Raw genomic sequence first — 26556 nt, 5'->3', positions numbered from 1 at the left:
GCCTGTGGCAAGGGATCCGACCCCATCCGGGGCCGCAGGCACGGGCGCTGGTGGCATCCACGCATGGCGTGGATCTACCATCGATGGCATGAGCCCGTCCCTGCCGCCCTGGCGACGCGTGCTGCGCGTCGTTGCGATCATCATCGCCGCCCTGCTGTTGCTGGTGCTGTCCGGCCTGCTGCTGGCCGACCACCTGACGCCACAGGCACACGGGCCGGTCTCGCACGTGCTGCCGCTGCAGCCGGCACAGACCGCCATCGACCGCCAGCTGCTGCCCGAGCTGGAAGCCCACCCCGGCCAATCCGGCGTGGCCTTCCTCAGCGATGGCATGGACGCGTTCGCGGCACGCGCGAAGATCACCGAACAGGCCGGGCGCAGCCTGGACCTGCAGTACTACATCTGGCAGGACGACCTGGTCGGCCACCTGATGGCCAAGGCCCTGTACGACGCCGCGGAACGTGGCGTGCGCGTGCGCATCCTGCTTGACGACATGAACGCCAAGGACAAGGACGCGCTGATGATGGCGCTCGATGCGCACCCCAACATCGAGATCCGCCTGTACAACCCGTTCCGCAACCGCAGCGGCATTGCGCGCACGCTGGAAATGATCCAGCGCGCTTTCAGCGTCAACCACCGCATGCACAACAAGAGCTGGATCGCCGACGGCCGCGTGGCCATCGTCGGTGGCCGCAACATCGGCGAGGAATATTTCAGCGCGCGCAACGACGTGAATTTCCAGGATCTGGACCTGGTGGTGGCCGGGCCGGCGGTGCAACAGGCCAACCGCATCTTCGACGACTACTGGAACAGCGACACCGCCATTCCCATCGCCGCGCTGGCCACCTACACCGATGCCCAGCTGCGCGCGCTGGTGCGCCAGTCCGATCGGGATGCGCTGCACGCCAAGGCACGGCCCTACCTGCAGCGGGTCGCTGATTCGCGCGCGCAGCGCCAGCCGGGCCCGGACCCGCTGCACTGGAGCGCCAACGTTCGCATCCTTTCCGACCCGCCGATGAAGCACCGCAACGATGCGCGTGATGACTGGCTGGTCAGCGCGCTGGTCGAAGAGCTGCAGTCCACCCGCCATACCGCGTTGCTGGTGTCGCCCTACTTCGTGCCTGGCGCGGATGGCCTGCAGGGCCTGTCGGCGATGGCCGCGCGTGGCGCCCAGGTGGGCGTGGTGACCAATTCGCTGGCCGCCACCGATGTGGCGGCCGTGCACGGTGGCTACATGGGCTACCGGGAGCCGCTGCTGAAGGCCGGCGTGCAGCTGTACGAACTGAAGGCGCACGGTGAGCCCGGCGAATCCAGCCTGTTCGGCAGCAGCGGCGCCAGCCTGCACACCAAGGCCTTCGTCATCGACGACCACCGCGGCTTCGTCGGCTCGTTCAACCTCGACCCACGCTCGGCCTACCTCAACACCGAAATGGGCGTGCTGTTCGATGACCCGGTGCTGGGAGCGCGGCTGCGCGAGGAATACCTGCGCCTGGCCGACCCGCTGCACAGCTGGTGGCTGGCGCTGGGTCCCGACGATGACCTGCGCTGGCTGGAACGGCAGCCACCGCCACATTGGGTGGGCCGCGAACCCGGCAGCACGCTGCGCGCGCGTGCGACCGCCCGCATCATCAGCTGGCTGCCGGTGGAATCGCAGCTGTAGCGCTTACGCGCCGCCCTCGCCGTGGGCGTCGTGCATGGCTTCGTCGAGGGTTTCCACGTTGCGCCCGTGCAGGCGCCGCCAGATCCAGCGCAGGGCGTGCGGCGGCGCTGCGGGCAGCTGCTCCAGCAATGCCAGCATGCGCGCCTGGGTACCGTGACCGTGGCGACACAGCAGGCTGGCGGCCGCGGCCGCGCTGCCCAGGCGCAGGCTGTCGGCCAGCGCGCCTTCGGCATCGGCGGCCAGCGCCTGGTGCACCGGTTCGGGCAGGTCCCAGGCCGCCGCCACGCGCTGGGCCAGCGGCAGCGACCAGCGCTGCAGCAGGTCCAGGGCCAACGCCGGCGCCACCGTCTCGTTGCGTGCCTGTGCTTCCTGCAGCAGCTGGCGCATCACCAGCGCCGCGCCCAGCCCCTGCACCAGGCCGAGCCACTGCGCGGCGAAGGCATCGCCGAAGGTGACCGTGCGCGCATGGTCCGCCGCCGCGCGCGAGGCCAGCAGCGCATGCTCCCAGATGATCGCGCTGAACTGCGGAAACACCTCGCACTGCACCTGCATGACCGGCTGCACCAGCACGGCACTGATGATCTGCCGCACGCCTTCGGTGCCGACCAGGGTCACCGCCCGCTGCAGGCTGTCCACCGGCCGTTCGTGCACCTTGTAGGCCGGGCTGTTGGCGATGCGCAGCAGGTTGCCGGTCAGCACCGGGTCCTGGCCGATGATCGCGGCCATCACCCGTGCCGAGGCCACCTCGTCATTGACGGTCTGGATCAGCTGCGGCAGCAGCTGCGGGCGCCGCGGCAGCTGCCGGGTCGCCCAGTCGCGGTCCTGCAGCGCGCGGTCCACCGCGTCGGCCAGCGCGGACGGGCCGGGCGTGGCCGGCTCACCTGCCAGATGCGGGTACAGCGCCAGGGCATGCAGGCCACGCTGCAGGTGCGCGGCGACCTCCGCCGGCGGCAGCGCCTCGCCCTGCAGGCTGGCTGCAGCGGCGGCCACGGCCTGCCGTGGTGCCGTCGCCAGGCGCACCGGGTCCGTACCGGACAGCCGGGACACCCATCCCACCAGCGTTTGCCACCAGGCCGGCCTCATCTGGATCGGCCCTGTCGTTGCACTGCTGCTGCCACTGACTGCCCCTGCGCGTTCTTCACATCGGCCACCTGCCGTCGACGCTGCATCGGCCGCACTTTCATCTTCTTTAACCCGGACCGCTCGGATCTGCACGGCAGATGCCGGGGGAATGGACTAGAATGGCGCCGCGCGACCCGTCCCCCAGCCATGACGACGTCGCTTTTTTTGTTTTGGGACCCTACCGTTCATTGGCAGTTCGCTGCAGTTCGCCGCTGATCGCGCCATCGGAGACGCCATGCTATTCGAAACCCTCGCCACCACCGGCCACGAACAGGTTGTGTTCTGCCACAACCAGGATGCCGGCCTGAAGGCGATCATCGCCATCCACAACACAACCCTGGGCCCGGCCCTGGGCGGCGTGCGCATGCGCCCCTACGCCAGCACCGACGAGGCGCTGGCCGACGTGCTGCGGCTGAGCCGGACGATGACCTACAAGAATGCACTGGCCGGGCTCAATGTCGGTGGCGGCAAGGCAGTCATCATCGGTGACCCGAAGGTGGACAAGACCGAAGTGCTGTTCCGCGCCTTCGGCCGCTACGTCGATTCGCTGGGCGGCCGCTACATCACCGCCGAAGACGTCGGCACCGACGTCAACGACATGGAAAACATCTACCTGGAAAGCCAGTTCGTGACCGGCGTGCACCAGGTCCACGGCGGCTCCGGCGACCCGGCGCCGTTCACCGCCTATGGCGCGCTGCAGGCGCTGATGGCGTCGCTGCGCTTCAAGTTCGGCCACGAGGAAGTGGGCAAGACCAGCATCGCCGTGCAGGGCCTGGGCCATATCGGCATGGAGCTGGTCAAGCTGCTGCGCGACCGCGGCGCCAAGCTGTACGTGACCGACCTGGACAGCAGCCTGGTCGATCGTGCGGTCAGCGATTTCGGTGCCGAGGCGGTCAAGCCGGACGAGATCCACGAGGTCAACGCCGACGTGTTCGCACCGTGCGCGCTGGAAAGCGCGATCAATGCCGACACCCTGCCGCGCATCAAGGCCAAGATCATCTGCGGCACCGCCAACAACCAGCTGTCCAGCCTGGAAATCGGCGATGAACTGCATGCGCGCGGCATCCTCTACGCGCCCGACTATGCGGTCAACGCCGGTGGCGTGATGAACGTGTCGCTGGAGATCGACGGCTACAACCGCGAACGCGCGATGCGCCTGATCCGCAGCATCTACCACAACCTCACGCGCATCTTCGAACTGTCCCAGCGCGAGAACATCGCGCCGCAGCGTGCGGCCGACCGCATCGCCGAAGCGCGCATCCTGTCCATCGGCAAGCTGAAGATGCCGCTGGGCCGCAGCACCCCGCGCCTGGGCAACCTGCGCGGCGGTTGATCCGCCCCACCGCGGGACACGGGGAATGCCGGCCAGCGGCCGGCACTACCGGGTAACCCCGATCAGAAAGCGGCGCTGTAACGCAGCGCCACCTGGCGCAGATCCCCACGCGGACCGAAGCGCTGGTCGTAGCCGAAGCCCAGCCGCGTGTTGCGGCTCAACCACGATTCCACCGATACGCCGAACAGGCCGCCGGAACGCGTCGGCTGCAGGCCGGCCATCGGTGCCCATGCGTCGACGCCGACGAAGCTCGCATCCGCATCCAGGCCCTGGCTGGACAACAGCTGCTGCCACTCGGCATAGCCGCGCAGCGACCAGCCGCGCCACTCGCGCTCGGCGCGCACACCGGCCAAGGCCTGGCTGCGGCTGCTGATCCCGCCCTGCGTGCGCAGGCCGAAGCCCAGCCCGCCCTGTTCGCTGAAGCGATCGTTGTCGACCCGCGCGTAGTCGGCGCCCACGTAGGGGGTCAGCGCTGCATGCGCCGACCCGAAGCGGTAGCCGGTCTCCACGCTGGCCATGCTGAAGCTGCCGCCGTAGCGCGCATTGACGCCGTACTGGCCAGCTCCCAGCAGCAGCTGGCGATCGATCTGGCGGGTGAACTGGCCGGCGCCCACCTGGCCCAGCGCGTAGGCACCACCACTGCTCCAGCCCGCATACAGCTGCGCCTGCGACTGCCGGTCACGCCCGCGGTCGCCGCCCCAGCTGCTGTTGCTGTAGCTGCGCAGTTCGCCGAAGGCGAAGCCGAGCACGCCGTTGCCGCCCATCGCCACGTCCTGGCCCATCATCCAGCCGCGGGTGTCGGTGCCGCTGGCCGAGAAGCTGCCCTGGCCGGCATCGCCCAGCGCGTTCTGCCAGGTGCCGCCCAGCCGCGGAGCGGCCTGGACCTGGCCGAAGCGGGCCGACAATGCACGGCGGCCCAGGTCGATGCTGTCGAACGTGGCCGCCGCGGCCAGCGCATGCGCCTTGCCGGACAGGCTGTCGAGGCTGGCCTGCAGGGCCTGGTTGCCTTCCACCCGCTGCAGCGCGGCCGCGCCATCGGCGAAGGAGGCCGAACCGGCGCCGAGATCGAGGCGTTCGAACGCTGATTCCACCCGCAGCGCCGAGGCCAGCGCGGCGTTGGAGGCGCGCGCCACGCTGGCGGCCTGGGTGACGTTGATGCGGTCGGTGACCAGCACCACGTTGTCGCTGCCGTAGTTCAACGAACTCTGCAGCAGGGTGCCCTGCGGCAGGCTGTTGCTGACCGCGTCGAAGCGGCCGGTGACGCCCTGGCCGGCATGCAGCACGGTCTGGGTGCGGCCATCGGCGGCCACGTAGCCGCTGACGATGCTGGCCACGTGCACGTCGCCGCCCTGCAGGGTGGCCGTGCCGGTGATCTCCAGCGGGTTGGAACCCAGCGAAATGCTCAGCCGCGCACCGGCACGATGCAGGTAGTTGCCCTCGATGGTGGCGCTGGTATTGGCATTGCGCAGGATGACGGTGGCGCCGTTGTCGACGTTGCCGCGGATCCGGCTGGTGCCGGTCATGAACTGCAGCGCGGCGCCCTCGGGCACGCCGGCCTGCGGCACCACGACCACGTTGGAGGTGATCGACCCGCCATCGCGCAGCGCCAGCGTGCCCTGCTCGATGCGGGTTTCGCCGGTATAGGTGTTGGTGCCCGACAGCCCCAGCGCGCCGACGCCCTGCTTGACCAGGCCACCGCTGCCGCTGATGTCGTTGCTCCAGACCGAATCCAGGCCGGTCTGCGAGACGTTGACCACGGCATTGCCCCAGTCGAACTTCGCCGGCCCGTTGATGGCCTTGGCGATGTTCAGCAGGCCATAGCCGAAGGTGCTGTCCACGCCGGGCGCACCCAGGTCGGTGGCGGTGCCGAGCAGGGTCTGCCGTACCAGGTCGTTGCTGAAGTACGGGTATTTCTGCCAGACCACGGCCGCCGCACCGGACACCAGCGGCGCGGCGAACGAGGTGCCGTAGTTCCACAGCAGGGTGGAGCCGGTCGGGTAATTCGGATTGACGAAGATCGCTGCGCCCGGCGCCGCCAGGCAGTAGCTGGCCGCCACGCCGCAGGCGTTGGCATAGCCGGCCAGCTTGCTGGGGTCGGTGGAATCGACCGCGGTCACCGCCAGCCAGCCACGTTCCAGGTCGGCGGCCGGGCGCGAATTGTTCGGGCCGGCCTGGCTGGGCAGCGCCGCCATGTCCGACGGGTTGGCCTTGGATTCATTGCCGGTGGCGAACACCACCAGGCCGTTGTTGCCGATGATGAAGGGGCGGTACTCGGCCGCGATCGGGGCGGTGGCCGCGGCGTTGGTCCAGTAGAGCCCGCCCCATGAGTTGTTCATGATCTTCACGCCCTGGTTGATCAGGTCCTGGTGGACCCCCGCCAGGCCAAGCGCGCCATCGACCTCGTTGCCGTTGCCCGATCCATCGTCGGTGGGACGGGTGTCGGAAATGATCCGCGCCGAGACGATCTGCGCGTTCGGTGCGATGCCTCCCGGCCACGACCCGAAGGCCTTGCCCGCCGCCAGTTCAGCCACCGCCGTACCGTGGCCGACCACGTCATCGTTGTTGAGGTTGTTGCTGCGCGGATCCACGTAGCTGTAGTTGGCCAGCACCCGCCCGCTCAGGGTGGGATGGTTGCGCTGCACGCCCGAATCGACGATGCCGATGCGCACGCCGCTGCCATCCAGCCCCGCGCTGCGCGCTGCGTCGGCCTTGGTGATGGACAGGTGCGCGTTGATCGCCGGTTCGGCCGGCTGGGTGGGCGTGGTCGGCGGAGGCGTGGTGGGCGGCGGCGGGGTGGTCGGTGGGGGATCGACGCGCACGTTGCTGCCGCCGCCTCCGCCGCCACATGCCGTCAATGCAACCACCAATGCCGATCCCAGGACCGACCGTGCCATCGTCTTGCGTTCCATCGATTCCTTCCCATGAACGTTGGCCTGCCAAGCTCCCTGCAGGCATCAAGGGCTGCCCGGCGGCAGCCATCGCCGACCCTCTATACTTGGGCCGACCCCCACGCAGTCTGCCGGGAAACAGCGCTGCATCCAACAGCCGCCGTCTCCTTTCCGAACATTGCTTACGCATCAACGAGATTGCCATGTCCAACATCGTCATCGCCGCCGCCAAGCGCACCGCCATCGGCTCCTTCCTCGGCCAGTTCAACGGCGTGCCCACCCCGACCCTCGGCGCGGCCGCCATCGCCGCTGCCCTTGAACAGTCCGGGGTTCCGGCCAGCGACGTCTCCGAGGTCCTGATGGGCTGCGTGCTGCCGGCCAACCTCGGCCAGGCGCCGGCCCGCCAGGCCGCCATCGCCGCGGGCATCCCGCTGTCGGCCGGTGCCACCACGCTGAACAAGGTGTGCGGCTCGGGCATGAAGACCATCATGCTCGGCCATGACCTGATCAAGGCCGGTTCGGCCAAGGTCGTGGTCGCCGGCGGCATGGAATCGATGTCCAACGCCCCGCACATGCTGCCCAATTCGCGCACCGGCAACCGCTTCGGCAACTTCCAGGCGGTGGACCACATGGCCCACGACGGCCTGGTCAACGCCTACGACGGCAAGGCCATGGGCGAGTTCGCCGAATGCGCGGTGGACAAGTACCAGTTCACCCGCGAGGAGCAGGACGCCTACGCCATCGAATCGGTGCGCCGTGCCCAGGCCGCCCAGGCCAATGGCGCATTCGCCGACGAGATCGTCGCGGTGAAGGTCGCCACCCGCAAGGGTGAGGTCGAGTTCGCCACCGACGAGCAGCCGGGCCGTTCGGACATCGCCAAGATCCCGACCCTGCGCCCCGCATTCAAGAAGGACGGCAGCGTCACCGCCGCCAGCTCGTCCAGCATTTCCGACGGCGCCGCCGCCGTGGTCCTGCTGACCGAGGAAGACGCCACCGCGCGCGGCATCACCCCGCTGGCGCGCATCGTCGGCCACGCCACCCATTCGCAGGAACCGGAGTGGTTCACCACCGCCCCGATCGGCGCGATCCACAGCCTGCTGCAGAAGACCGGCTGGACCCTGGACCAGGTGGACCTGTTCGAGATCAACGAAGCCTTCGCCGTCGTCGCCATGGCGCCGATGCGTGAACTGGGCATCCCGCATGCGAAGATCAACGTGAATGGCGGTGCCTGCGCGCTGGGCCATCCGATCGGTGCGTCCGGTGCGCGTCTGGTGGTAACCCTGGTCAACGCCTTGCGCACGCACGGCGGCAAGCGCGGCATTGCCACGCTGTGCATCGGTGGTGGCGAAGCAACGGCCATCGCCATCGAATTGATCTAAAAGGGATTAACGCTGATTTCGCAAAAATGAATGCGGGATCGCTTGACAGCCAAACGTGGCTTGTCATCATGTTGTCGGCGCGCAGTTGCGCGTTGCCTAATTCAACGACGAGGATTCACACAATGAGCATCAACAAGCTGCTGGTCGCTATGTCCCTGGCCCTGGCCCTGGCCGCCTGCTCGAAGCAGGAAGCTGCCCAGGACGCCGCTGCTTCGGCCAACGAAGCCGCCACCGAAGCCCAGGCTGCTGCCGACCAGGCCGCCGCTGCTGGCGCCCAGACCGCCGACGCTGCCCAGCAGGCCGCTGACACCGCCGCCACCGCTGCCGACGCTTCGGCTGACGCTGCTGCCCAGACCGGCGCTGCTGCTACCGACGCTGCTGCTGAGCAGGCCAAGGACGCTGCCAAGGCTGCCGAAGGCACCGCCGAGCAGGCCAAGGACGCTGCTGAAGAAGCCAAGAAGTAATAACTTCTTTCTTCACGCTGTTCTGAAAAAGCCGCTGGTTCGCCAGCGGCTTTTTCTTTGCCTGAAGGGTGCCGCCGCACCACCACCGGGCCTTCACGACGGCATGAATAGGCTGGCGTCCCCATCCATTGCAGCACTGGAGACCGCCATGAAGATCCGTCCGCTGACCCCCCCCCTGCTGGCCGCCTCCCTGCTGCTGGCCCTGGCCGCCTGCAAGGGCCCGGAGGCCGAACAGGCCAGGCAGGACGCTGCACAGGCCGCCGACAGCGCTGGCGCCGCCGCCCGCGAAGCCGTGGACAAGGCCGCCGCCGCCACCCGCGAAGCCGCCGACAAGACTGCCGAAGCGTCCGAGCACGCCGCCGCCGACACCCAGCAGGCGCTGGACAATGCCGCCGACGCGACCGCCAACGCCGCCGACCAGGCCAAGGCCGCCGCCACCGATGCCGCCGCCCACGCCAGCGACGCCACCGCGACCGCCGCGCAGAAGGTCGCCGACAAGGCCCGCGACGTCGCCGCCGACGCCAAGGCCAACGCCGCCAAGGAAGAAGCCAAGCACTGACCCACCGCTGCGCTCGCCGGCATGGCCCGGCGCTACCGGGCATTAACGCTCGCCGGGCATGGCCCGGCGCTACCGCATACAGGAAAAGCCGCGGCATTGCCGCGGCTTTTCTGCTTCTGCTCTTCCGTTGATTCCGTGGTGGACGCGCCCGGAAACCGTCCGGGGCCGCGCGGGTGGGTTGCGCAGGGGCGTAAGCGCCATGGATGGCGCGCTCGAGCCTACAAGGACGTATTCACGGCGTCCCCTGCGCAACCCACCCGCGCGGCCCCAAGCGATCCAGATGCCGCACGACCACCACGAGGGGTTCCGCCGTTGGCCGCCTACTGCGGCAGCGCCCGCGCCATCATTGCCCCCACATCCACCCCCGCCGGCAGCGTCCCGAACACCAACCCATGCTCACCCTGCAGCCGGCTGCGCACGAACACCCCGGCCATCGGGCTGCGCGCCCGCAACAGCAGCGCCGCCTGCAGCAGCAGCACCGTGCGCTCGCAGAACAACCGCGCCTGCGATTCATCCGGCGCCGGCGCCGACGCCCAGCGCTGCAGTGCCGCCGCATAACCGGTGTCGCGATCGGCGACCGCTTCCAGCTCCGCACGCAGCGCCAGCAGCACCTCCGGCTCACGCCCCAGCGCGCGCAGCACGTCCAGGCACTGCACGTTGCCGCTGCCTTCCCAGATCGAATTCAACGGCGCCTGCCGGTACAGCCGCGGCAGCATCGACTCCTCCACGTAGCCGGCACCGCCCAGGCATTCCTGCGCCTCGTTGACGAACGCGGCCGCGCGCTTGCACACCCAGTACTTGCCCAGCGCCGTGCCCAGCCGCGCCAGCGCGGCCTCCTGCGGGTCGCTGCCGGCGCAGTCGACCGCGCGCGCGATGCGCATGGCCAGCACCGTCGCCGCTTCCGATTCCAGCGCCAGGTCTGCCAGCACGTTCGCCATCAGCGCGTGTTCCACCAGCGGCTTGCCGAATGTGCGGCGGTGGCGCGCGTGGTGCAGCGCCTGCGCCAGGGCCATGCGCATTTCCGCGGCCGCGCCAAGCATGCAGTCCAGGCGCGTCATCATCACCATGCCGATGATGGTGGCCACGCCCCTGCCCTCCTCGCCCACGCGCCACGCCTGCGCGCCGCAGAACTCCACTTCGCTGGACGCGTTGGACCAGTCGCCCAGCTTGTCCTTCAGGCGCATCAGGTGGAAGGCATTGCGATCGCCATCGGCCAGCCGCCGCGGCATCAGCAGGCAGGTCAGCCCACCCGGCGCCTGCGCCAGCACAAGGAAGCCATCGGACATCGGCGCCGAGAAGAACCACTTGTGCCCGACCAGGCGATAGCGTTCGCCATCGATGGGCTCAGCCCGCGTGCTGTTGGCGCGCACGTCCGAACCGCCCTGCTTTTCGGTCATGCCCATGCCCAGGGTGATGCCGGCCTTGTCGGCCACCGGCACGTCGCGTGCGTCGTACACGGGTGAGGCCGCCTTGCGCGCCCACTCGGCCAGGTGGGGCTGCGCCTGCAGCACTGCCACCGCGGCATGGGTCATGGTCAGCGGGCAGCTGGTGCCGGCTTCCGCCTGGTGGTGCAGGTAGCTCAATGCCGCCCGCGCGACGTGCACGCCGGGCTGTGGCTCATGCCACGACAGCCCGGACACGCCATGCTGCTTGGCCGCGTGCATCAACTGGTGGTACGCCGGGTGGAAGTCCACGGTATCGATGCGGTGGCCCTGCGCATCGTGCGTGCGCAGCCGTGGCCGGTCGCGGTTGGCATCGAAGCCCAGCTGGTAAAGCTGGTTGCCGGCCAGCCCGCCATATATCCCCAGCCGCGGCGCGAAAGCGGCCGCGCCCTCGCGCTGCACCGCTTCCATCAGCGCCACGTCGTCGGTCCACAGCTGGCGGCCCGCAAACGGCGGCGGCTGGTTCAGCACCACGTGGGTTTCAAAGGGCGCGCTGCTGCTGAAGCTCGGTCCGTTCATCGGTTCCATCCTGCGGGCGAGAAGGCTGCGCGCCGATTGTGCAGCATCGTCCGGCAACCCCGCGTTCAGGCCGGTTCTCGCCCCGTGCACGAGCACCGCGCGACAGTGCAGGCATGGCAGTCAATAACGATCTGGTGGTACTTCGCCCCGAAGGGCTCTACTGCGCCGCGGGCGATTTCCACATCGACCCGTGGCGGCCGGTGCCGCGCGCGGTCATCACCCACGGCCACGGCGACCACGCCCGGCCCGGCATGGGCGAATACCACTGCAGCCCCGGCAGCGCGCCGATCCTGCGCTGGCGGCTGGGCGACGTACCGCTGCAGGTCCATGCCGAAGGCCAGCCGTTCACCCTGGGCCAGGTGCAGGTGTCGCTGCATCCGGCCGGCCACGTGCTGGGGTCCTCGCAGGTGCGCATCGACGATGGCCGCCAGGTCTGGGTCGCCTCGGGCGACTACAAGCGCCAGCCCGATCCCACCTGCGCGCCGTTCGAAGTGGTGCCCTGCGATACCTTCATCACCGAAGCAACCTTCGCCCTGCCGATCTACCGCTGGCCCGATACCGCCGCGGTGGCCGCCGAGATCGTGGCGTGGCGCAGGGAATGCGCGCAGCGCGGTGAAGCGGCGGTGCTGCTCTGCTACTCGCTGGGCAAGGCGCAACGCGTGCTCGGCGAACTGCTGCCGCTGGATGACACGCCTGCGTGGCTGCACGGTGCGGTGGCCAACGGCGTTGCGGTGTACCGCGAGGCGGGCATCCCGATGCTGGAAACGCTGACCGTGGCCGAACAGGGCCGCCAGCCGGAGGCGGCCGGCAAGCTGATCATCGCCCCGCCCTCGGCCGCCGGCACGCCTTGGCTGCGCCGTTTCGGCCGCCATCAGCTCGGTTTCGCCTCGGGCTGGATGCAGCTGCGCGGCAACCGCCGCCGGCGCAACGTCGATCGCGGCTTCGTGGTGTCCGACCATGCCGACTGGCCCGCTCTGCTGCAGACCATCGAGCAGACCGGCGCATCGCGGGTGATCGCTACCCATGGCAATACCGATGCGCTGATCCCGTTCCTGCGCGAACGCGGGGTGGCCGCGGAGGCCTTCCGCACCGATTTCGGGAGCGAGGAATGAAGGCGTTCGCCGCGCTCTACCAGCGGCTGGACCGCAGCACGGCCACGCTGGACAAGCGTGCGGCCCTGGTCGACTACTTCGCCCACGCCGGCGCGCACGACGCGGCCTGGGCGCTGTTCCTGCTCAGTGGCGGCAAGGTCGGCGGCGCACGCCGCAAGATCGCTGCCAGCGGCGAGCTGCGCGCCTGGGTGAGCGAAGAGTCGGGGCTGCCAGCGTGGCTGGTCGAAGACAGCTACGCGCAGGTCGGCGACCTCGCCGAAACACTGACCCTGCTGCTGGATGATCCGGCGCAGCCCGCCCCCGACCGCGCACTGGCCGACTGGATCGAACAGCACCTGCTGGTCGTGGCCAACCAGCCCGAGGAGGTGCGCCGTGCCGCCGTGCTCGCCGGCTGGCGGCAGCTGCCGGCCAGCGAACGCCTGGTGTTCAACAAACTGCTGACCGGCGCGCTGCGCGTCGGCGTTTCGCAGCGGCTGGTGCAGCAGGCGCTGGCCGAATGGTCCGGTCTGGACATCGCCCGCATCGCCCAGCGCATGCTCGGTGAGTGGGTGCCCACGCCGGGCCTGCTGGCACAACTGCTGTCACCGGAGGAACTGCCGCTGGACCGCCAGCAGCCCTACCCGTTCTTCCTCGCCTCGCCGCTGGAAGGCGAACCACAGGAACGCCTGGGTGCCATCGAGGACTGGCTGCTGGAATGGAAGTGGGATGGCATCCGACTGCAGCTGCTGCGCCGCCAGGGCGAAGTGGCGCTTTGGTCGCGTGGCGAGGAGCGGCTGGATGGCCGTTTCCCCGAGATCGAACAGGCCGCGGCGACGCTGCCCGATGGCTGCGTGATCGATGGCGAACTGCTGGCCTGGGATGAGGCCGACGACGCGCCACGCGCGTTCACCGCGCTGCAGACGCGCATCCAGCGCCGCAAGCCCGGTGCGGCAACGTTGCGCAACACGCCGGTGCGCGTGCTCGCCTACGACCTGCTGGAACGCGATGGCCAGGACCTGCGCGAACTGCCGCTGCAGCAGCGGCGCGCACAACTGGCCGAGCTGGTCGGCGCGCTCGGTGATGCGCGCATCCAGCTGTCGCCCGATGTGCACGCGGACGATTGGGCGCACGCCGCGGACCTGCGCGAAGCATCGCGCGAGCGCGGTGTCGAAGGACTGATGCTCAAGCGCCGTGATTCGATCTACCAGGCCGGGCGCCGCCGCGGCGACTGGTGGAAGTGGAAGGTCGACCCGCTGACCATCGACGCGGTGCTGCTGTATGCGCAGGCCGGCCACGGCAGGCGCAGCACGCTGTATACCGATTACACCTTCGGCGTCTGGGACGGCGACACCCTGGTACCGGTGGCCAAGGCCTATTCCGGGCTGGACGACAAAGAGATCCTGGCGCTGGACCGCTGGATCCGCGCCAATACCCGCGAACGCTTCGGGCCGGTGCGCAGCGTGCGCGGCGAACAGGTGTTCGAGCTCGGCTTCGAAGCGGTCAACCGCAGCGCGCGGCACAAATCCGGCATCGCCGTGCGCTTCCCGCGCATCCTGCGCTGGCGCCAGGACAAGCCGGCCAGCGAAGCCGACCAGCTGGCGACCCTGCAGGCGCTGGCGCGATGAAGCGCAGCGATGCGCTGCAGCGGCTGCAGGCCTGGTTCGGCAGCCGTGGCTGGAAACCCCTGCCGTTCCAGCGCGCGATGTGGCGCCATTACCTGGCGGGCAGCTCTGGCCTGCTGCACACCCCGACCGGCAGCGGCAAGACGCTGGCCATGTTCGGCGGACCGCTGCTGCAGGCGATGATCGATCCGCTGCCGGCGCCGCCGCGGGCCAATGCGGTGCGCCCGCTGCAGGTGCTGTGGGTGACGCCGCTGCGGGCGCTGGCCAGCGACACTGCACGCGCCCTGCAGGCGCCGATCGAGGGCCTGGGTCTGGGCTGGAAGGTCGGCCTGCGCAGTGGCGACGCCAGCAGCCGTGACCGCCGCCTCGCCCGCGAAGGCCGCATCGATGTGCTGGTGACCACGCCCGAGTCGTTGGCCCTGCTGCTCAGCTACCCCGACACGCTGGAGCGCATGCGCCAGCTGCGCTGCGTGGTGGTGGACGAGTGGCACGAACTGATGGGCAACAAGCGCGGCGTGCTGCTGCAGCTGAACCTCGCGCTGCTGCGCGATACCGCACCGGCGCTGCAGCTGTGGGGCCTGTCGGCCACGCTGGGCAACCTGCCGCAGGCGCGCGACGTGCTGCTGCCCGGCATGGCCGACACCGTGCAGGTGGAAGGCGCACGACAGCGACCGGTGGCGATCAGCAGCCTGCTGCCCGCCAGCGGCGAGCGCTTCCCGTGGGCCGGGCATCTCGGTCTGGGCCAGTTGTCGCGCGTGCTCGATGCGCTGATGTCCGCGCGCAGCAGCCTGCTGTTCACCAACACGCGCGCGCAGGCCGAGCTGTGGCACCAGGCGCTGGCCGCGGTCTGGCCGGAAGACGCGCAGACGCTGGCCCTGCACCACGGCTCGCTCGACGCGGGCCTGCGCCAGCAGGTGGAAGACGGCCTGCGCGCGGGCACGCTGCGCTGCGTGGTGGCCACCTCCAGCCTCGACCTCGGCGTGGACTTCCCCGAAGTGGACCAGGTGCTGCAGCTGGGCAGCCCGAAGGGCGTGGCGCGCCTGCGCCAGCGTGCGGGGCGCGCGCGACATCGGCCCGGGGCAAGCGGCAGCGTGCTGTGCGTGCCCACCCATGCCCTGGAGCTGGCCGAGTACGCCGCCGTGCGGCGCGCCCTGCGCGAAGGCATCACCGAACCGCGCACGCCGCCCACGCTGTCACTGGACGTGCTGGCCCAGCATGCGGTCAGCCGTGCGCTGGCCGGTGGCTTCAACGCAGATGCGCTGCTTGCGCAGGTACGACGCACGCATGCGTTCGCCGAGCTGCAGGACACGCAGTGGCAGGACGTGCTCGCGTTCATCGTGCAGGGTGGCCGCGCTTTGGCGCAGTACCCCGAGTACCACAAGGTCGTGCTGGACGAGGATGGCCGCTACCGCATGCATGATCGCCGCCAGGCACTGCGCCACCGGCTGTCGATCGGCACCATCAGCAGCGATGGCAGCGTGCGCGTGCAGTTCCTGCGCGGCGGTGGTCTCGGCGCGGTGGAGGAACAGTTCGCCAGCCGCCTGCGCCGCGGCGATCGCTTCCAGTTCGCCGGCCGCCTGCTGGAGCTGGTGCAGCTGCGCGACATGACCGCCTACGTGCGGCTGGCACGTGGCAGCGGCAGCGGCGTGGTGCCACGTTGGCAAGGCGGCCAGCTGCCGTTGTCGCTGGCCCTGGGGCGCGAGCTGGAAGCGGTGCTGTCCGGTGCCGACAACAGCGCCGAGGCGCGCTGGCTGGCGCCACTGCTTGGCCTGCAGGATGACCTGTCGGAACGACCCGCGCCTTCGCGGCTGCTGGTGGAAGACGTGCGCCGTCGCGAAGGGCAGTTCCTGTTCGTCTATCCCTTTGCGGGCCGCCACGTGCACGAGGCGCTGGCGGCACTGCTGTCGCTGCGCCTCACGCGCCTGCAGCGCAACAGCATCGGCTATGCGGTGAATGATCACGGCCTGGTGCTGGCGCCGGCAGAGCCGATCGAACGCGATGCAGCGGCGTGGCAGGCGCTGTTCGATCCGACCGACCTGCTCGACGATCTGCGCGCTGCAGTGAACCTTGGCGAGCTGGCACGCCGGCAGTTCCGTGGCATCGCCCGCGTCGCCGGCCTGCTGGTGCCGAGCCTGCCCGGCGGCATGCCGCGCTCGCTGCGCCAGCTGCAGGCCTCGGCGGGCCTGCTGTACGACGTGCTGCGCGAACACGACCCGGGCCACCTGCTGCTGGCGCAGGCCGAACAGGAAGTCCTCACCGATGCACTCGACCTGCCCGGCCTGCAGCATGCGCTGCAGCGTATCGGCACGCAGGTGGTGTCACTGCAGCAGCCGCCGACGCTGACACCGCTGGGTTTCCCGCTGTGGGCCGAGCGCCTGCGCGGGCAGTTCAGCAATGAAGACTGGCGCACCCGCGTACAGCGCGCGGCACAGCAGCTGGAGCGCCGCCATGGCCACTGAATTGCCGGTGCAGCTGGGCGGCGAGCCGATGTGCCTGCTCGGCGCGCGTGCATTGTGGTGGCCGGCACGCCAGGCGCTGCTGATCGCCGACCTGCACCTGGGCAAGGCCGATGTGTTCCGTCGCGCCGGCATCGCCCTGCCCAGCGGCGGTACTGACGGCGACCTGCAACGCCTGCAGGCGCTGGTGCAGCAGCAGGAGTGTCGCGAACTGTGGATCCTCGGCGACATCCTGCACGGGCCCGCGCATCGCGCGGCCTGGCATCGGCAATGGCTGGGCTGGCGCGAGCAACATGCCGCACTGGACGTACACGTGGTGCGCGGCAACCATGACCGGCAGCTGCCGCATGCAGCGCTGCAGGTACAGATCCACGACGACCTGCGGCTGGGAACGTTCCTGCTCTGCCACGAGCCGCGACAGGCTGACGATGCCCATGTGATCGCTGGCCACGTGCATCCACAGGTCGCCCTGCCGGCTTTGCGGCGGCGCTTTCCTGCATTCTGGCTGCGGCAGGCACAGACGGTGCTGCCCGCGTTCTCGGCATTCACCGCCGGTGTGGTGCCACCGCGGCAAAGCGGCGAACAATGGATCGCCTGCGTGGACAACCAACTGGTCGCGCTGCCCGTGCGATGACGACGGGCGGACGGACCTGCGCCGGGTTCAGGCCGGGCGCGCGAGCAGTTCCGGCATCATCCGGAAATCAGCTTTGTTGTCATCGCTGTGGCGTGGCAGGGCCTGGATGGCGACCAGCATTTCCCGCGCGCAGGTACGGATGCGCGCGTGGTGCGCCGGTGCCGAATGGCTGATCAGGCTGCCCACATGGAACTCGAACACATCTTCCAGGACGTCGGGCTGGTCCTCGTGCAGCATCTGCAGCAGACCCCTCAGCTTGCAGATTTCCGATTCCAGCTCATCGACCGCGAACAACATGGCATCCTCCTCGAATACTGCGGCGCATCCGGGCCGCAACAGGCCGCGACGGCAGTGCCGCCCGGCCACGCGCGATGTCTGATCACGGAAAGGAAAACGGGCGACGCGCCAATGGCGTGCTCCCCTCTTCTCGCATATCCGGGGTGATGTGTTCGTTAATTGCCGTGACGACGCGGTTCAGGCACGCAGCGGAATCGGGCTGATCGGCAGGCCTGCCGGGGCCTGTGCAAGCGCGTCGATGAAAGCCGGATCCAGCGCCATCGCACCGAACCAGCCGTGCTGGGTGCCACTGAGCACGCGCAGCATGTGGCCACGCCCGCCGGGCATGCGTCCCATCGGGCCGAGCAGCACATCGCGCGCCTTGGCCCACACGTCGCGGTCGGACTGGAACAACGGGGTCAGCCAGCGGCTCCAGCGCTGGTAGACCGCCACGTGTGCGCGGCGCTGAGCCTGGTAGGCCAGCAGCGCCGCCTCGCCGCCACCGTGCGTGCGCAGTGCATCGCGCAGGGCCAGCGCGTCCAGCAGGGCCATGTTGACGCCCTGCCCCAGCTGCGGGCTCATCGCATGCGCGGCATCGCCGGCCAGCACCAGGCGGCCCTGGTGCCAGCGCTTCATCACCGCATCGCGGTAGACCGCACGGGCCAGCTGGCCGGCGTCCTGCAGGTGCGCGAAACGTGCACTGGCCTGTGGCCACAACGCGTGCAGCTCTTCCAGCCACGGCGCCATGCCATCGGCCTGCCAGCGCTCGAAATCCGCGCGCGGCAGGCTCCAGAAGAAACTCAGGCGCGGCGTGCCGTCGCCCGGCCGCGTGCCGACCGGCAGCAGCCCGATCATCCTGCGCGCGGCCACGTAGCGCTGGCGCAGCTCGCTCATGTGCGGCCAGTCTTCGGCCGGCAGCAGGCACCACAGCGCGCCCCACGGGTAGACCCGGTCCAGCGCGATGCCCTGCTCGACGCCGCCGCGCAGCGTGGACGCCGCACCATCGGCAGCCACCACCAGGTCGAACGGCCCGTGCTGGCGCCCCTCGCTGTCGCGCAGGCGGCCCAGTTCGGCATCCACCGAAACGATGGTGGTGCCGACATGCAGCTGGCCGGCGCCGTCACGGGCCTGGTCGAGCAGCGAGAACAGCGCCCCGCGCTGCATGCCCAGCCCATGCAGGCGTGCATGCAGCCCGGCATAGCCCATGTCCATCACCGCGCGCTCGCACGGCGTATCGCCATACAACCGGTGCACCGGTGCCGCATGCGCGCGCACCTCGTCCAGCAGGCCCATCTGCCACAACACCTGCAGGCCGCTGGGCTGCAGCAGGAAGCCGGCGCCTACCGGCCCCGGCGTCGGTACCCGTTCGAAGATCTCCACCTCGTGGCCATCGCGGGTGAGCAGGATGGCCAATGCCTGGCCGGCGGTGCCGTAGCCGATCACGGCGATGCGCAGTCGTTCCGTCATGCCTGCATTGTGCCCGACGCGGATTGCGAATGGAGGGGGCCGCCGCGAAGGGCATCCACGCATGGCGTGGCTCTACTGGCTGACGGAACGGCGGGCGCTCCGGGACACGCCGTTCCGTCAGCCACACGCGATGCCTGCCAGCCGATGCCGTGCGCAAAAAAAAACCCCGCCGTAGCGGGGTTTTCAACGCACTGTCGAGTGGATCACTCGGCCGGCGTGATGTTCGAAGCCTGGGCACCCTTCGGGCCCTGGGTCACGTCATAAGTGACACGCTGGCCTTCCTGCAGGCTGCGGAAGCCCTTGGAGTTGATGGCGGAGAAGTGCGCGAACACGTCGGCGCTGCCATCCTCCGGCGAGATGAAGCCAAATCCCTTGGCGTCGTTGAACCACTTGACGGTACCGTTCGGCATGTTAATGCGAGACCTTTGCAATGAATGGGTGGTGTACGCTGAACCCGCGTACCGGCTGAGTATGCAAAGCTTGCCCGAGGATGACAATCACCCCCGCGCCAATTCGCCGACCAGTTCCGGAAGTCCGTTGCTGGCGGCCTGCACGTTGGCCAGCACTTCGGCCATGGTGATCTCCTCTCCGTCACCGCAGCCTGCGGCCCAGTTCGCCACGATCGCCAGGCAGGCGTAATCCAGCCCCAGCTCCCGTGCCAGCGCGGCTTCCGGCATGCCGGTCATGCCCACCAGGTCGCAGCCGTCACGGCGCATGCGGGCGATTTCGGCGATGGTTTCCAGGCGCGGACCCTGGGTGGCGCCATAGCAGCCGCCATCGTGCACCTTCACGCCGGTCACCTTTGCCGCAGCCAGGATTTTGCTGCGCAGCATCGGCGTGTAGGGGTGGCCGAAGTCCACGTGCACCACGTCGGTGCCCTCTTCCTCGCAGATCGTGCTGATCCGGCCCCAGGTGTAATCGATGATCTGGTCCGGGCAGGCCAGCACGCGCGGACCGAAATCGTCACCGATGCCGCCCACCGTGTTCAGCGCCAGCACCCGCTGCGCGCCGATCTGCTGCAGCGCAGCCAGGTTGGCGCGGTAGTTGATCTTGTGCGGCGGCAGCGAATGGCCCTCGCCATGGCGCGCCAGGAAGGCCACGCGGTTGCCGAGCAGCGTGCCCACGCGCACCGGGCCGGACGGACGGCCGAATCGGGTTTCGACCTCGTGCGTCTGCACGTCGTCGAGCTTGGCCAGGTTGTAGACACCGGTGCCGCCAATCACGGCCAGGGCGATCTGTTGCATGCAATGCACTCCAGGAAAAGACAAACGCCGGCACCCGAAGATGCCGGCGCGGGACAGGACAGGACAAGGACAGGCCGCGAACGGCCCGCCTTTATTCCTTCATCGCGTAGATGGCCGGCACGCAGCGCAGGGTTTCGTTGACGTCCATGCCGAAGCCGAAGACATAACGGTCAGGCAGTTCGATGCCGGCGTAGTCAGCGGTGACGTCCGGCAGGCCGCGGTCGTGCTTCTTCACGGTCATCGCCGCGATGCGCACGTCGGTGGCGCCCTGTTCCAGGCACCAGGTGCGCACGCCCTGCAGGGTGTAGCCCTCGTCGAGGATGTCGTCGACCAGCAGCACGCGGCGGCCGAACAGCGCGGTGGCCGGCTTGTGCTTCCACACCAGGTCGCCGCCGGTGGTTTCACCGCGGTAACGGGTGGCGTGCAGGTAATCGAACTGAACGTCCTGGCCGCGCGCGCCCAGCTCCAGCGCCAGCTGGCCGGCGAACGGCAGCGCACCGTGCATGATGGACAGGAACAGCGGGACCTCGCCCTCGTAGTCGCGTGCGATCGCGTCGGCGATGCTGGCGATGGCCTTGTCGATGGTGGGACGGTCGACCAGCAGGTCGGCCTGGGCCAGGGCCTGGGAAATGGTGAGGTTCGGCATCAGACGGTTCTTCCAAGGGTGTGGAGCAAACGGGATTGGGTGTCGCCATGGCGGGCATCGGCCAGCAGGCCATCCCAGCCAAGCGCGCCGCGGCCAAGCAGGCCCAGCAGCGCAGCGGTATTGAGGGAGCGTCCCTGCACGGCGTGCAGGGCTTCATCGACCAGTTCGGGGTGGCAGACCAGCACGACGTCGCAGCCGGCATCCAGGTGCGCGTGCACGCGGGCCGGTACGCCGCCGGCGCTGTGCGAGGCGGCCATGCCGATGTCATCGGAGAACACCACGCCACGGAAGCCGAGCTCGCCGCGCAGGATGTCCTGGATCCAGCGCGGCGAATAGCCGGCCGGTTCCGCCGCCACCTGCGGGTAGATCACGTGCGCCATCATCACCGCATCCGCACCGGCGGCGATGCCGGCACTGAACGGGACCAGGTCCTGCGCGCGCAGCTCATCCAGCCCGCGCGGGTCGATGGCGGTGTCGACGTGAGTGTCTTCCAGCACGGTGCCGTGGCCGGGGAAATGCTTGAGGGTGGCGGCCATGCCGGTGGCGTGCATGCCACGCACGTAGGCCGCGGTGAACGCGGCCACCACCTGCGGGTCTTCGCTGAAGGCACGGTTGCCGATGGCGCGGTTGCCGCGGCCGAGGTCGACCACCGGGGCGAAGCTGAGGTCCAGGCCGCTGGCGCGCACTTCGCTGGCCATCAGCCAGGCGTGCTGCTCGGCCATGGCCAGCGCCTGCTGCGGGTCGCTGGCGTACAGCGCGCCGATGTCCTGCAGCGGCGGCAGATCGCTGTAGCCCTCGCGGAAGCGCTGCACGCGACCGCCTTCCTGGTCCACGCAGATCAGCTGCGGGCGCGGGGCGGCGGCGCGGATGGCCGCGCTCAGATCGGTCACCTGCTGGCGCGAGGCGAAGTTGCGCTTGAACAGCACCACCCCGGCCACGGCATCGTGCTGCAGCCAGTCGCGTTCCTGGGCGGTCAGTTCAGTGCCGGCAACGCCGATCAGCAGCATGGTCGATCTCCACTACGGGCGCCCGCATGGCGCAGTGCCGCATTGTCGCAGAACCGGCCGGCAGGCGCAGTGTTCGGGGCAAAGGGGACGCGGGTCAGAGCCCCTTTGGGGATCCGACCCCAGCCCGCTCAGACGGCGCAGCCGTCCGGGCCGCAGGCCTCGTCACCGGCAGCGGCGGCGGGGGCGCCCTGCTCGGCGGCGATCTGGCGCAGGGCGTTGGCGAAGGCTTCCGGCGGCTGCGCGCCGGAGATGGCCCAGCGGCCGTCGATGACAAAGGTCGGCACCGAGGAAATGCCCAGTGCGTGGGCCTGGGCCAGCTTGGCCTCGACCTCGGCCAGGCCACGGTCGGAGGCCAGCAGCTGCGCGATCTCGGCGCCGTCCAGGCCGCCGGCCACGCCGGCCTTCACCAGCACCTCGGTGTCGGCCAGGTTCTGGCCATGTTCGAAGTGGGCGCGGAACAGGGCCTCGCCCACCGCGTCCTGCACGCCGTGTTCGCCGGCCAGCCACAGCACGCGGTGCGCCGGCAGCGTGGTTACCCGCACCTGGCCCTGGCTGAAGTCCATCGGCAGGCCTTCGGCGCGCGCGGTGGTCTGGGTCTGGCCGAGGATCTGCTCGGTACGCTCGGCGCCGCCGAATTTGGCCGCATAGGCCTGGCGCAGCGGCACCGGGGTGTCGCCGGCATCCGGATCCAGCTGGAACGGCTGCCACTGGATGTCGAGTTCAGGCGCATCGGCGCCCAGCAACTGCACACCCTGCTCGAATCGATGCTTGCCGATCCAGCACCAGGGGCAGACCACGTCGGAGTAGATATCGATCTTCATCCAGACCACATGGGGACCGCCGCCAGCGAAAAAAGGGGACGGAGGGGATTAATTGAATTAATCCCCTCCGTCCCCTTTGCGCGCCCCCTTTTCAGTTCACCACTGTGAATACGGGTGGCTGGCCAGGGCGACGTTGTAGTAACGGGTGTCGTCGGTCACTTCGGCACCGGCCCAGTCCGGCAGGTCGATGGCCTGGTCGGCGCTGTCCAGCTCGACTTCGGCCACCACCAGCCCGGCGTTGTCGCCGAGGAACTCGTCCACTTCCCAGGTCAGGCCGGCGTGCTCGACCAGGTGCCGGCGCTTGTCGATCAGCCCGCCGACGCAGAGGGCGAGCAGTTCGCGCGCGTCTTCCACCGGAATCGGGTAATCGAACTCCAGGCGGGTGTGGCCGATGGTGCGCGATTTCAGGTTGAGTGCGGCGTGGTCGCCTTCGATGCGCACCCGCACCGAGGCATTCTGGGTGCCGCGATCAAGCGAGCCCATGTCGTTGATGTAGCCCTGCGCCATTGGGGTCACCCGGTGCGCGGCGGCACGCCAGCCGTCGTGGGTGACGAGGAATTTGCGTTCGATTTCAATGCCCATGCGGCTATTATGCGGGATCGCTGTGACCATGCCGGTACCGCAGGCGATGCGGCAAACCTACAATGACGCCCCCTCCTGCATGGATGCCGGTCGATGCGTCGTCTGCTGTTCCTGTTCTGCTGCTGTACGCCCGCGCTCGCCCCGGCAGCGTCTGTCCCCGACCTGCAACAGGTACAGGCGGCATTGGCCTCGGAAATCGAGTCCGGCCTGCAGGGCAGAAGCATGGGCACGCAGGTCGCCGCCGCAATGTTCGCGCCACGCTTGAATGCCCTGCCCTGGTGCGTGCCGGCAGACGATGGCGCGGTCGACTGCAGCGTCGGCTACGAACGTGGCATCAAGCAGGGCCATCGGATGATGCGGTTGGCGCCGCAGGGCAATGGCTGGCGCCTGCAGTCGACGCGGCTGCAGGCACCGCAGCCGCCGCTGGCGGAACTCGTCCCGCAGCTGCAGGCCCGCATCGAGGAGCTCATCGCCGAAGGCAGCGACGCTTCCGAACGTGCAGCCATGCGTGCGGACTTCGATGGCATGCGCCTGACCGGCCTGGACGGCTGCGAGCTGGACCAGGCCAACGGACAACTGCGGTGCGCCCTGCTGCTGGCCTTCGACAGCGGCCACGACGGCCAGCTGACCGTCGGCCTGCAGCGGATCGGCGACCAGTGGCGTCTGGACCCGCTGCCGGTGAACTGACTCAGCGCTTCTCGAACACCGCGATGCTTTCCACGTGCGCGGTGTGCGGGAACATGTCCATGGCACCGGCGCTGACCAGGGTGAAGCCCTGCTCGTTGACCAGGTAGCCTGCATCGCGGGCCAGCGAGCCCGGGTGGCAGCTGACATAGACGATGCGCTTGAACTGCTTCAGCGGCAGCTGCTGCAGCACTTCGATGGCGCCCGAACGCGGCGGGTCCAGCAGCAGCTTGTCGAAGCCCTGGCGCATCCACGGGGTGCTGCGCTGGTCCTGGGTCAGGTCGGCACTGAAGAACTGCGCATTGGCCAGGCCATTGCGCTCGGCGTTCTCGCGGGCACGCGCGACCAGGCCGGCATCGCCTTCCACGCCGACCACTTCGCGCACGCGACGGGCCAGCGGCAGGGTGAAATTGCCCAGGCCGCAGAACAGGTCGAGCACGCGCTCGTCCTCACCCGGTTCCAGCAGGTCCAGGGCGTGGGCGATCATCTTCTCGTTGAGCTTGGCGTTGACCTGGATGAAATCCAGCGGACGGAACGCCAGCTCGACATCCCACGGCTCCAGCCGGAACGACAGCGGCACGCCCTGCCCGTCCAGCGGCTGCACGGTGTCCACGCCGCCGGACTGCAGGTAGATCACGAACCCATGCTGCTGGCCGAACGCGGCCCAGGCGGCACGATCGGCATCGCTGAGCGGCTGCATGTGGCGCACGGTCAAGACCACCGCCTGGTCGCCGGCGATGAATTCGATCTGCGGGATGTCGCGTTTGCCATCGAGCGATTCGATGAAGGTCGACAGCGCTTCGACCTTGGTGCCGATTTCCGGGATCACGGTCAGGCACTGGCTGAGGTCGGCCACGAAGCGCGGATCCTGCTCGCGGAAGCCGACCAGGGTCTTGTCCTTCTTCTCGACGCGGCGCACCGAGAAGCGGCCCTTGCGGCGGTAGCCCCAGCTCTCGCCGACCAGCGGCGGCAGCACGGCACCCGGCTTCACGTGGCCGATGCGCTCCAGGTTGTCCATCAGCACGCGCTGCTTGGCGACGATCTGCTCGCCTTCGTCCAGGTGCTGCAGCACGCAGCCGGCGCAGGTGCCGAAATGCGGGCACTTCGGCGTCACCCGCTGCGGCGAGGGCTGCAGCACTTCAACGGTGCGGGCCTCGTCGAAATGACGGTTGCGGGCGGTCGGTTCGGCCATCACCACTTCGCCCGGCAGGGCGCCACTGACGAAGGTGACCTTGCCGCCCTCGCCTTCACGGCGGGCGACGCCACGACCATCATGGCTGAGGTCGAGGATCTCGGTCTGGAACGGAGTACGGTCGATGCGGGAGCGGGATCGGGCCACGTGGCAACAGGCTGCGGGCAAAAATGGGTGCGTATTGTCGCAGATCCGGGCCGAGGGGGCCCGATGGCCGCTTGCGCCCGCCGCCCGCGTGCTTGATGATGGACACAGCTGACATGGAGGCAGCCCTGATGCAGATGAACCCGCGGACCAGCCGGCCCCGCTTCCTGCTTGTCGAGGACGACATCATCAGCCGCGGTTTTTTCAAGGCGGCGTTGGAAACGTTACCAGCGGATGTGGACACCGCTGACTCACTTGCAAGTGCATTGGCCCGCGCCGAGCCGGGCGCCCATGATCTGTGGCTGATCGACGTCAACCTGCCCGACGGCAATGGCGCGCAGCTGCTGCATGAACTACGCCGCTCGCATCCGGACACCCCTGCCCTTGCCCACACCGCCGATGGCGACGTGAGCATCCACGAGCGCCTGCGCGAAGCGGGCTTCAGCGACACCCTGGTCAAGCCGCTGGGCCGCGACCAGCTGCTGAAGGCGGTACGCCGCGCCCTGGTCAACAGTCCCGCTGGAGCGACCCCGCCGCCGGCGGCGATCGAGCTGGTGGTGGAGGACTGGGACGAGACGGCAGCCCTGGCGGCCCTGAACGGCCAGCGCAACCACCTGATCGCCCTGCGCGAGCTGTTCCTGGCCGAGCTGCCGGGGGTACGCGATGCGGTGGAACAGGCGGTGGACCAGCGCGACGCGTCGAGCCTGCGCAACCAGCTGCATCGGCTGCAGGCCAGTTGCGGGTTCGTGGGGGCGGCGCGGTTGGCGCGTGCGGTGCGGCAGCTGCATCACGCGCCGGAGTCGGTGCCGGCGCAGGCCGGGTTCCGGGCGGCGGTGGCAGCGCTCCTGCACTGAGGGGGGGGGTTCGGCAGGGCTTGCAGCCCTGCACCTGCTTCAAGCCAGAGCAACGGCCAAAGCCGAAGCGGCATTCCGTGGGATGGCGGGGCACTGTGGGTTTGCGGGGACGCCCTAAACCCATCCCATGGGGGCTTGGTCGCCGCATCCATGCGGCTCACACCCCGCAAACCCATAGTGCCCCGCCTTCGACAGGTTCACGAGGCTGTTGGAACCTGCTGGTGGTGGGTGCCGACCATTGGTCGGCACATCTGTCAGATATCGAAATTCTTCTGGGGTCGGAGCCCGTTGCGCAGCAACGGGATCCGACCCCATGTCGACCAACGGTCGACACCCACCTGAGCAGAGTGCCGTTCCGACAGATCGCTGGTAACTGTCGATGGCGGGGTGGGTCCGGTGGCTGGGGCGTGAGCCGCATGGATGCGGCGACCGAGCTTACATGGACGTACTTGCAGCGTCCCCTGCCACCGGAC

23 protein-coding genes are annotated in these 26556 nt (G+C 69.2%); 11 read left to right on the top strand and 12 right to left on the bottom strand.

What is annotated here, in order from left to right:
- Nucleotides 1-88: 88 nt before the first annotated feature.
- Nucleotides 89-1657: a phospholipase D-like domain-containing protein gene (locus tag ACVOK1_RS12300; RefSeq protein ID WP_481562230.1), complete on the top strand. Its 1569-nt coding sequence runs from the start codon at nt 89-91 to the stop codon at nt 1655-1657.
- A gap of 3 nt (nt 1658-1660) precedes the next feature.
- Here ACVOK1_RS12300 and ACVOK1_RS12295 read toward each other — a convergent pair whose 3' ends face one another.
- Nucleotides 1661-2740, bottom strand: a complete 1080-nt coding sequence (locus tag ACVOK1_RS12295) for an HDOD domain-containing protein (RefSeq protein ID WP_481562229.1) — start codon at nt 2738-2740, stop codon at nt 1661-1663.
- 274 nt (nt 2741-3014) lie between these two features.
- On the opposite strand from ACVOK1_RS12295, the gene ACVOK1_RS12290 reads away from it, so the two are divergent.
- Nucleotides 3015-4112 (top strand): Glu/Leu/Phe/Val dehydrogenase dimerization domain-containing protein, encoded by a 1098-nt coding sequence (locus ACVOK1_RS12290; protein ID WP_079222727.1) that lies wholly within the window; start codon nt 3015-3017, stop codon nt 4110-4112.
- A 62-nt stretch (nt 4113-4174) separates the two neighbouring features.
- Here the strand turns inward: ACVOK1_RS12290 and ACVOK1_RS12285 are convergent, their stop codons facing one another.
- Nucleotides 4175-7021, bottom strand: a complete 2847-nt coding sequence (locus ACVOK1_RS12285) for a S8 family serine peptidase (protein ID WP_481562228.1) — start codon at nt 7019-7021, stop codon at nt 4175-4177.
- Nucleotides 7022-7203: 182 nt separating this feature from the next.
- Between ACVOK1_RS12285 and ACVOK1_RS12280 the strand changes: the two genes are divergently transcribed.
- The 3 genes from ACVOK1_RS12280 to ACVOK1_RS12270 all read left to right on the top strand — a co-directional run bounded on the left by ACVOK1_RS12280 (nt 7204) and on the right by ACVOK1_RS12270 (nt 9402).
- Nucleotides 7204-8379 carry a thiolase family protein gene (locus ACVOK1_RS12280; RefSeq protein WP_481562227.1) on the top strand — a complete coding sequence of 392 codons (1176 nt, stop codon included), beginning with the start codon at nt 7204-7206 and terminating at the stop codon, nt 8377-8379.
- 122 nt (nt 8380-8501) lie between these two features.
- Complete coding sequence (locus tag ACVOK1_RS12275) at nt 8502-8843, top strand: hypothetical protein (protein WP_481562226.1); 342 nt, start codon at nt 8502-8504, stop codon at nt 8841-8843.
- A 148-nt stretch (nt 8844-8991) separates the two neighbouring features.
- A complete protein-coding gene (locus ACVOK1_RS12270) occupies nt 8992-9402 on the top strand; it encodes a hypothetical protein (RefSeq protein ID WP_481562225.1) in 411 nt (136 codons plus the stop codon).
- Between the two features lie 320 nt (nt 9403-9722).
- On the opposite strand, the gene ACVOK1_RS12265 is transcribed toward ACVOK1_RS12270, so the two are convergent.
- A complete protein-coding gene (locus tag ACVOK1_RS12265; RefSeq protein WP_108769577.1) occupies nt 9723-11363 on the bottom strand; it encodes an acyl-CoA dehydrogenase family protein in 1641 nt (546 codons plus the stop codon).
- 113 nt (nt 11364-11476) lie between these two features.
- On the opposite strand from ACVOK1_RS12265, the gene ACVOK1_RS12260 reads away from it, so the two are divergent.
- Genes ACVOK1_RS12260 through pdeM form a run of 4 tightly spaced genes read left to right on the top strand, consistent with a single transcriptional unit; the run spans nt 11477 to nt 17166 of the window.
- Entirely contained in the window at nt 11477-12475 is a 999-nt protein-coding gene (locus ACVOK1_RS12260; RefSeq protein ID WP_481562224.1) for a ligase-associated DNA damage response exonuclease, read from the top strand.
- Nucleotides 12472-14079: an ATP-dependent DNA ligase gene (locus ACVOK1_RS12255; protein ID WP_481562223.1), complete on the top strand. Its 1608-nt coding sequence runs from the start codon at nt 12472-12474 to the stop codon at nt 14077-14079. Before ACVOK1_RS12260 ends, ACVOK1_RS12255 begins: the two co-directional genes overlap by 4 nt.
- Entirely contained in the window at nt 14076-16535 is a 2460-nt protein-coding gene (locus tag ACVOK1_RS12250) for a ligase-associated DNA damage response DEXH box helicase (protein ID WP_481562222.1), read from the top strand. The genes ACVOK1_RS12255 and ACVOK1_RS12250 overlap by 4 nt, the downstream gene beginning before the upstream one ends.
- On the top strand, nt 16525-17166 hold the full coding sequence (pdeM, locus tag ACVOK1_RS12245) for a ligase-associated DNA damage response endonuclease PdeM (RefSeq protein WP_481562221.1): 642 nt from the start codon (nt 16525-16527) through the stop codon (nt 17164-17166). The genes ACVOK1_RS12250 and pdeM overlap by 11 nt, the downstream gene beginning before the upstream one ends.
- A 27-nt stretch (nt 17167-17193) precedes the next feature.
- Here pdeM and ACVOK1_RS12240 read toward each other — a convergent pair whose 3' ends face one another.
- The 8 genes from ACVOK1_RS12240 to ACVOK1_RS12205 form a co-directional block, all read right to left on the bottom strand.
- Complete coding sequence (locus ACVOK1_RS12240) at nt 17194-17463, bottom strand: hypothetical protein (RefSeq protein WP_108769582.1); 270 nt, start codon at nt 17461-17463, stop codon at nt 17194-17196.
- 177 nt (nt 17464-17640) lie between these two features.
- Nucleotides 17641-18909 carry an FAD-dependent oxidoreductase gene (locus tag ACVOK1_RS12235; protein WP_481562220.1) on the bottom strand — a complete coding sequence of 423 codons (1269 nt, stop codon included), beginning with the start codon at nt 18907-18909 and terminating at the stop codon, nt 17641-17643.
- Between the two features lie 203 nt (nt 18910-19112).
- Entirely contained in the window at nt 19113-19319 is a 207-nt protein-coding gene (locus ACVOK1_RS12230) for a cold-shock protein (RefSeq protein WP_005410590.1), read from the bottom strand.
- A gap of 87 nt (nt 19320-19406) precedes the next feature.
- A complete protein-coding gene (locus tag ACVOK1_RS12225; RefSeq protein ID WP_079222739.1) occupies nt 19407-20153 on the bottom strand; it encodes an S-methyl-5'-thioinosine phosphorylase in 747 nt (248 codons plus the stop codon).
- A 91-nt stretch (nt 20154-20244) separates the two neighbouring features.
- Nucleotides 20245-20799 (bottom strand): hypoxanthine-guanine phosphoribosyltransferase, encoded by a 555-nt coding sequence (locus tag ACVOK1_RS12220; RefSeq protein WP_079222740.1) that lies wholly within the window; start codon nt 20797-20799, stop codon nt 20245-20247.
- A complete protein-coding gene (nagZ, locus tag ACVOK1_RS12215; RefSeq protein WP_108769584.1) occupies nt 20799-21806 on the bottom strand; it encodes a beta-N-acetylhexosaminidase in 1008 nt (335 codons plus the stop codon). Before nagZ ends, ACVOK1_RS12220 begins: the two co-directional genes overlap by 1 nt.
- Nucleotides 21807-21934: 128 nt before the next feature.
- Nucleotides 21935-22627: a DsbA family oxidoreductase gene (locus tag ACVOK1_RS12210; RefSeq protein ID WP_108769585.1), complete on the bottom strand. Its 693-nt coding sequence runs from the start codon at nt 22625-22627 to the stop codon at nt 21935-21937.
- A gap of 96 nt (nt 22628-22723) precedes the next feature.
- Nucleotides 22724-23209 carry a CYTH domain-containing protein gene (locus tag ACVOK1_RS12205; RefSeq protein WP_481562219.1) on the bottom strand — a complete coding sequence of 162 codons (486 nt, stop codon included), beginning with the start codon at nt 23207-23209 and terminating at the stop codon, nt 22724-22726.
- Nucleotides 23210-23302: 93 nt separating this feature from the next.
- Between ACVOK1_RS12205 and ACVOK1_RS12200 the strand changes: the two genes are divergently transcribed.
- Entirely contained in the window at nt 23303-23896 is a 594-nt protein-coding gene (locus tag ACVOK1_RS12200) for a hypothetical protein (protein ID WP_481562218.1), read from the top strand.
- A 1-nt stretch (nt 23897) separates the two neighbouring features.
- On the opposite strand, the gene rlmD is transcribed toward ACVOK1_RS12200, so the two are convergent.
- The gene (gene rlmD / locus ACVOK1_RS12195; RefSeq protein WP_481562217.1) at nt 23898-25232 is read right to left on the bottom strand and encodes a 23S rRNA (uracil(1939)-C(5))-methyltransferase RlmD; all 1335 of its coding nucleotides are present in this window, start codon (nt 25230-25232) and stop codon (nt 23898-23900) included.
- Nucleotides 25233-25360: 128 nt separating this feature from the next.
- Between rlmD and ACVOK1_RS12190 the strand changes: the two genes are divergently transcribed.
- Entirely contained in the window at nt 25361-26083 is a 723-nt protein-coding gene (locus tag ACVOK1_RS12190) for an Hpt domain-containing protein (protein ID WP_481562235.1), read from the top strand.
- Nucleotides 26084-26556: the final 473 nt, after the last annotated feature.

Source organism: Stenotrophomonas sp. STEN087, from assembly GCF_056759115.1.
The sequence above is the reverse complement of the archived record's forward strand: the minus strand, read 5'-3'. Positions and strand labels throughout refer to the sequence as shown.

What these genes read in the sequence shown, in the direction of transcription:
- ACVOK1_RS12240 (WP_108769582.1), bottom strand. Translation starts at nt 17,463, where the DNA reads ATGTTGTTCGCGGTCGATGAGCTGGAATCGGAAATCTGCAAGCTGAGG.
- ACVOK1_RS12255 (WP_481562223.1), top strand. Translation starts at nt 12,472, where the DNA reads ATGAAGGCGTTCGCCGCGCTCTACCAGCGGCTGGACCGCAGCACGGCC.
- ACVOK1_RS12265 (WP_108769577.1), bottom strand. Translation starts at nt 11,363, where the DNA reads ATGAACGGACCGAGCTTCAGCAGCAGCGCGCCCTTTGAAACCCACGTG.
- ACVOK1_RS12250 (WP_481562222.1), top strand. Translation starts at nt 14,076, where the DNA reads ATGAAGCGCAGCGATGCGCTGCAGCGGCTGCAGGCCTGGTTCGGCAGC.
- ACVOK1_RS12260 (WP_481562224.1), top strand. Translation starts at nt 11,477, where the DNA reads ATGGCAGTCAATAACGATCTGGTGGTACTTCGCCCCGAAGGGCTCTAC.
- ACVOK1_RS12300 (WP_481562230.1), top strand. Translation starts at nt 89, where the DNA reads ATGAGCCCGTCCCTGCCGCCCTGGCGACGCGTGCTGCGCGTCGTTGCG.
- ACVOK1_RS12295 (WP_481562229.1), bottom strand. Translation starts at nt 2,740, where the DNA reads ATGAGGCCGGCCTGGTGGCAAACGCTGGTGGGATGGGTGTCCCGGCTG.
- ACVOK1_RS12285 (WP_481562228.1), bottom strand. Translation starts at nt 7,021, where the DNA reads ATGGAACGCAAGACGATGGCACGGTCGGTCCTGGGATCGGCATTGGTG.
- ACVOK1_RS12210 (WP_108769585.1), bottom strand. Translation starts at nt 22,627, where the DNA reads ATGAAGATCGATATCTACTCCGACGTGGTCTGCCCCTGGTGCTGGATC.
- ACVOK1_RS12235 (WP_481562220.1), bottom strand. Translation starts at nt 18,909, where the DNA reads ATGACGGAACGACTGCGCATCGCCGTGATCGGCTACGGCACCGCCGGC.
- ACVOK1_RS12190 (WP_481562235.1), top strand. Translation starts at nt 25,361, where the DNA reads ATGCAGATGAACCCGCGGACCAGCCGGCCCCGCTTCCTGCTTGTCGAG.
- ACVOK1_RS12225 (WP_079222739.1), bottom strand. Translation starts at nt 20,153, where the DNA reads ATGCAACAGATCGCCCTGGCCGTGATTGGCGGCACCGGTGTCTACAAC.
- pdeM (WP_481562221.1), top strand. Translation starts at nt 16,525, where the DNA reads ATGGCCACTGAATTGCCGGTGCAGCTGGGCGGCGAGCCGATGTGCCTG.
- ACVOK1_RS12270 (WP_481562225.1), top strand. Translation starts at nt 8,992, where the DNA reads ATGAAGATCCGTCCGCTGACCCCCCCCCTGCTGGCCGCCTCCCTGCTG.
- ACVOK1_RS12280 (WP_481562227.1), top strand. Translation starts at nt 7,204, where the DNA reads ATGTCCAACATCGTCATCGCCGCCGCCAAGCGCACCGCCATCGGCTCC.
- ACVOK1_RS12220 (WP_079222740.1), bottom strand. Translation starts at nt 20,799, where the DNA reads ATGCCGAACCTCACCATTTCCCAGGCCCTGGCCCAGGCCGACCTGCTG.
- ACVOK1_RS12290 (WP_079222727.1), top strand. Translation starts at nt 3,015, where the DNA reads ATGCTATTCGAAACCCTCGCCACCACCGGCCACGAACAGGTTGTGTTC.
- ACVOK1_RS12200 (WP_481562218.1), top strand. Translation starts at nt 23,303, where the DNA reads ATGCGTCGTCTGCTGTTCCTGTTCTGCTGCTGTACGCCCGCGCTCGCC.
- ACVOK1_RS12275 (WP_481562226.1), top strand. Translation starts at nt 8,502, where the DNA reads ATGAGCATCAACAAGCTGCTGGTCGCTATGTCCCTGGCCCTGGCCCTG.
- ACVOK1_RS12230 (WP_005410590.1), bottom strand. Translation starts at nt 19,319, where the DNA reads ATGCCGAACGGTACCGTCAAGTGGTTCAACGACGCCAAGGGATTTGGC.
- ACVOK1_RS12205 (WP_481562219.1), bottom strand. Translation starts at nt 23,209, where the DNA reads ATGGGCATTGAAATCGAACGCAAATTCCTCGTCACCCACGACGGCTGG.
- nagZ (WP_108769584.1), bottom strand. Translation starts at nt 21,806, where the DNA reads ATGCTGCTGATCGGCGTTGCCGGCACTGAACTGACCGCCCAGGAACGC.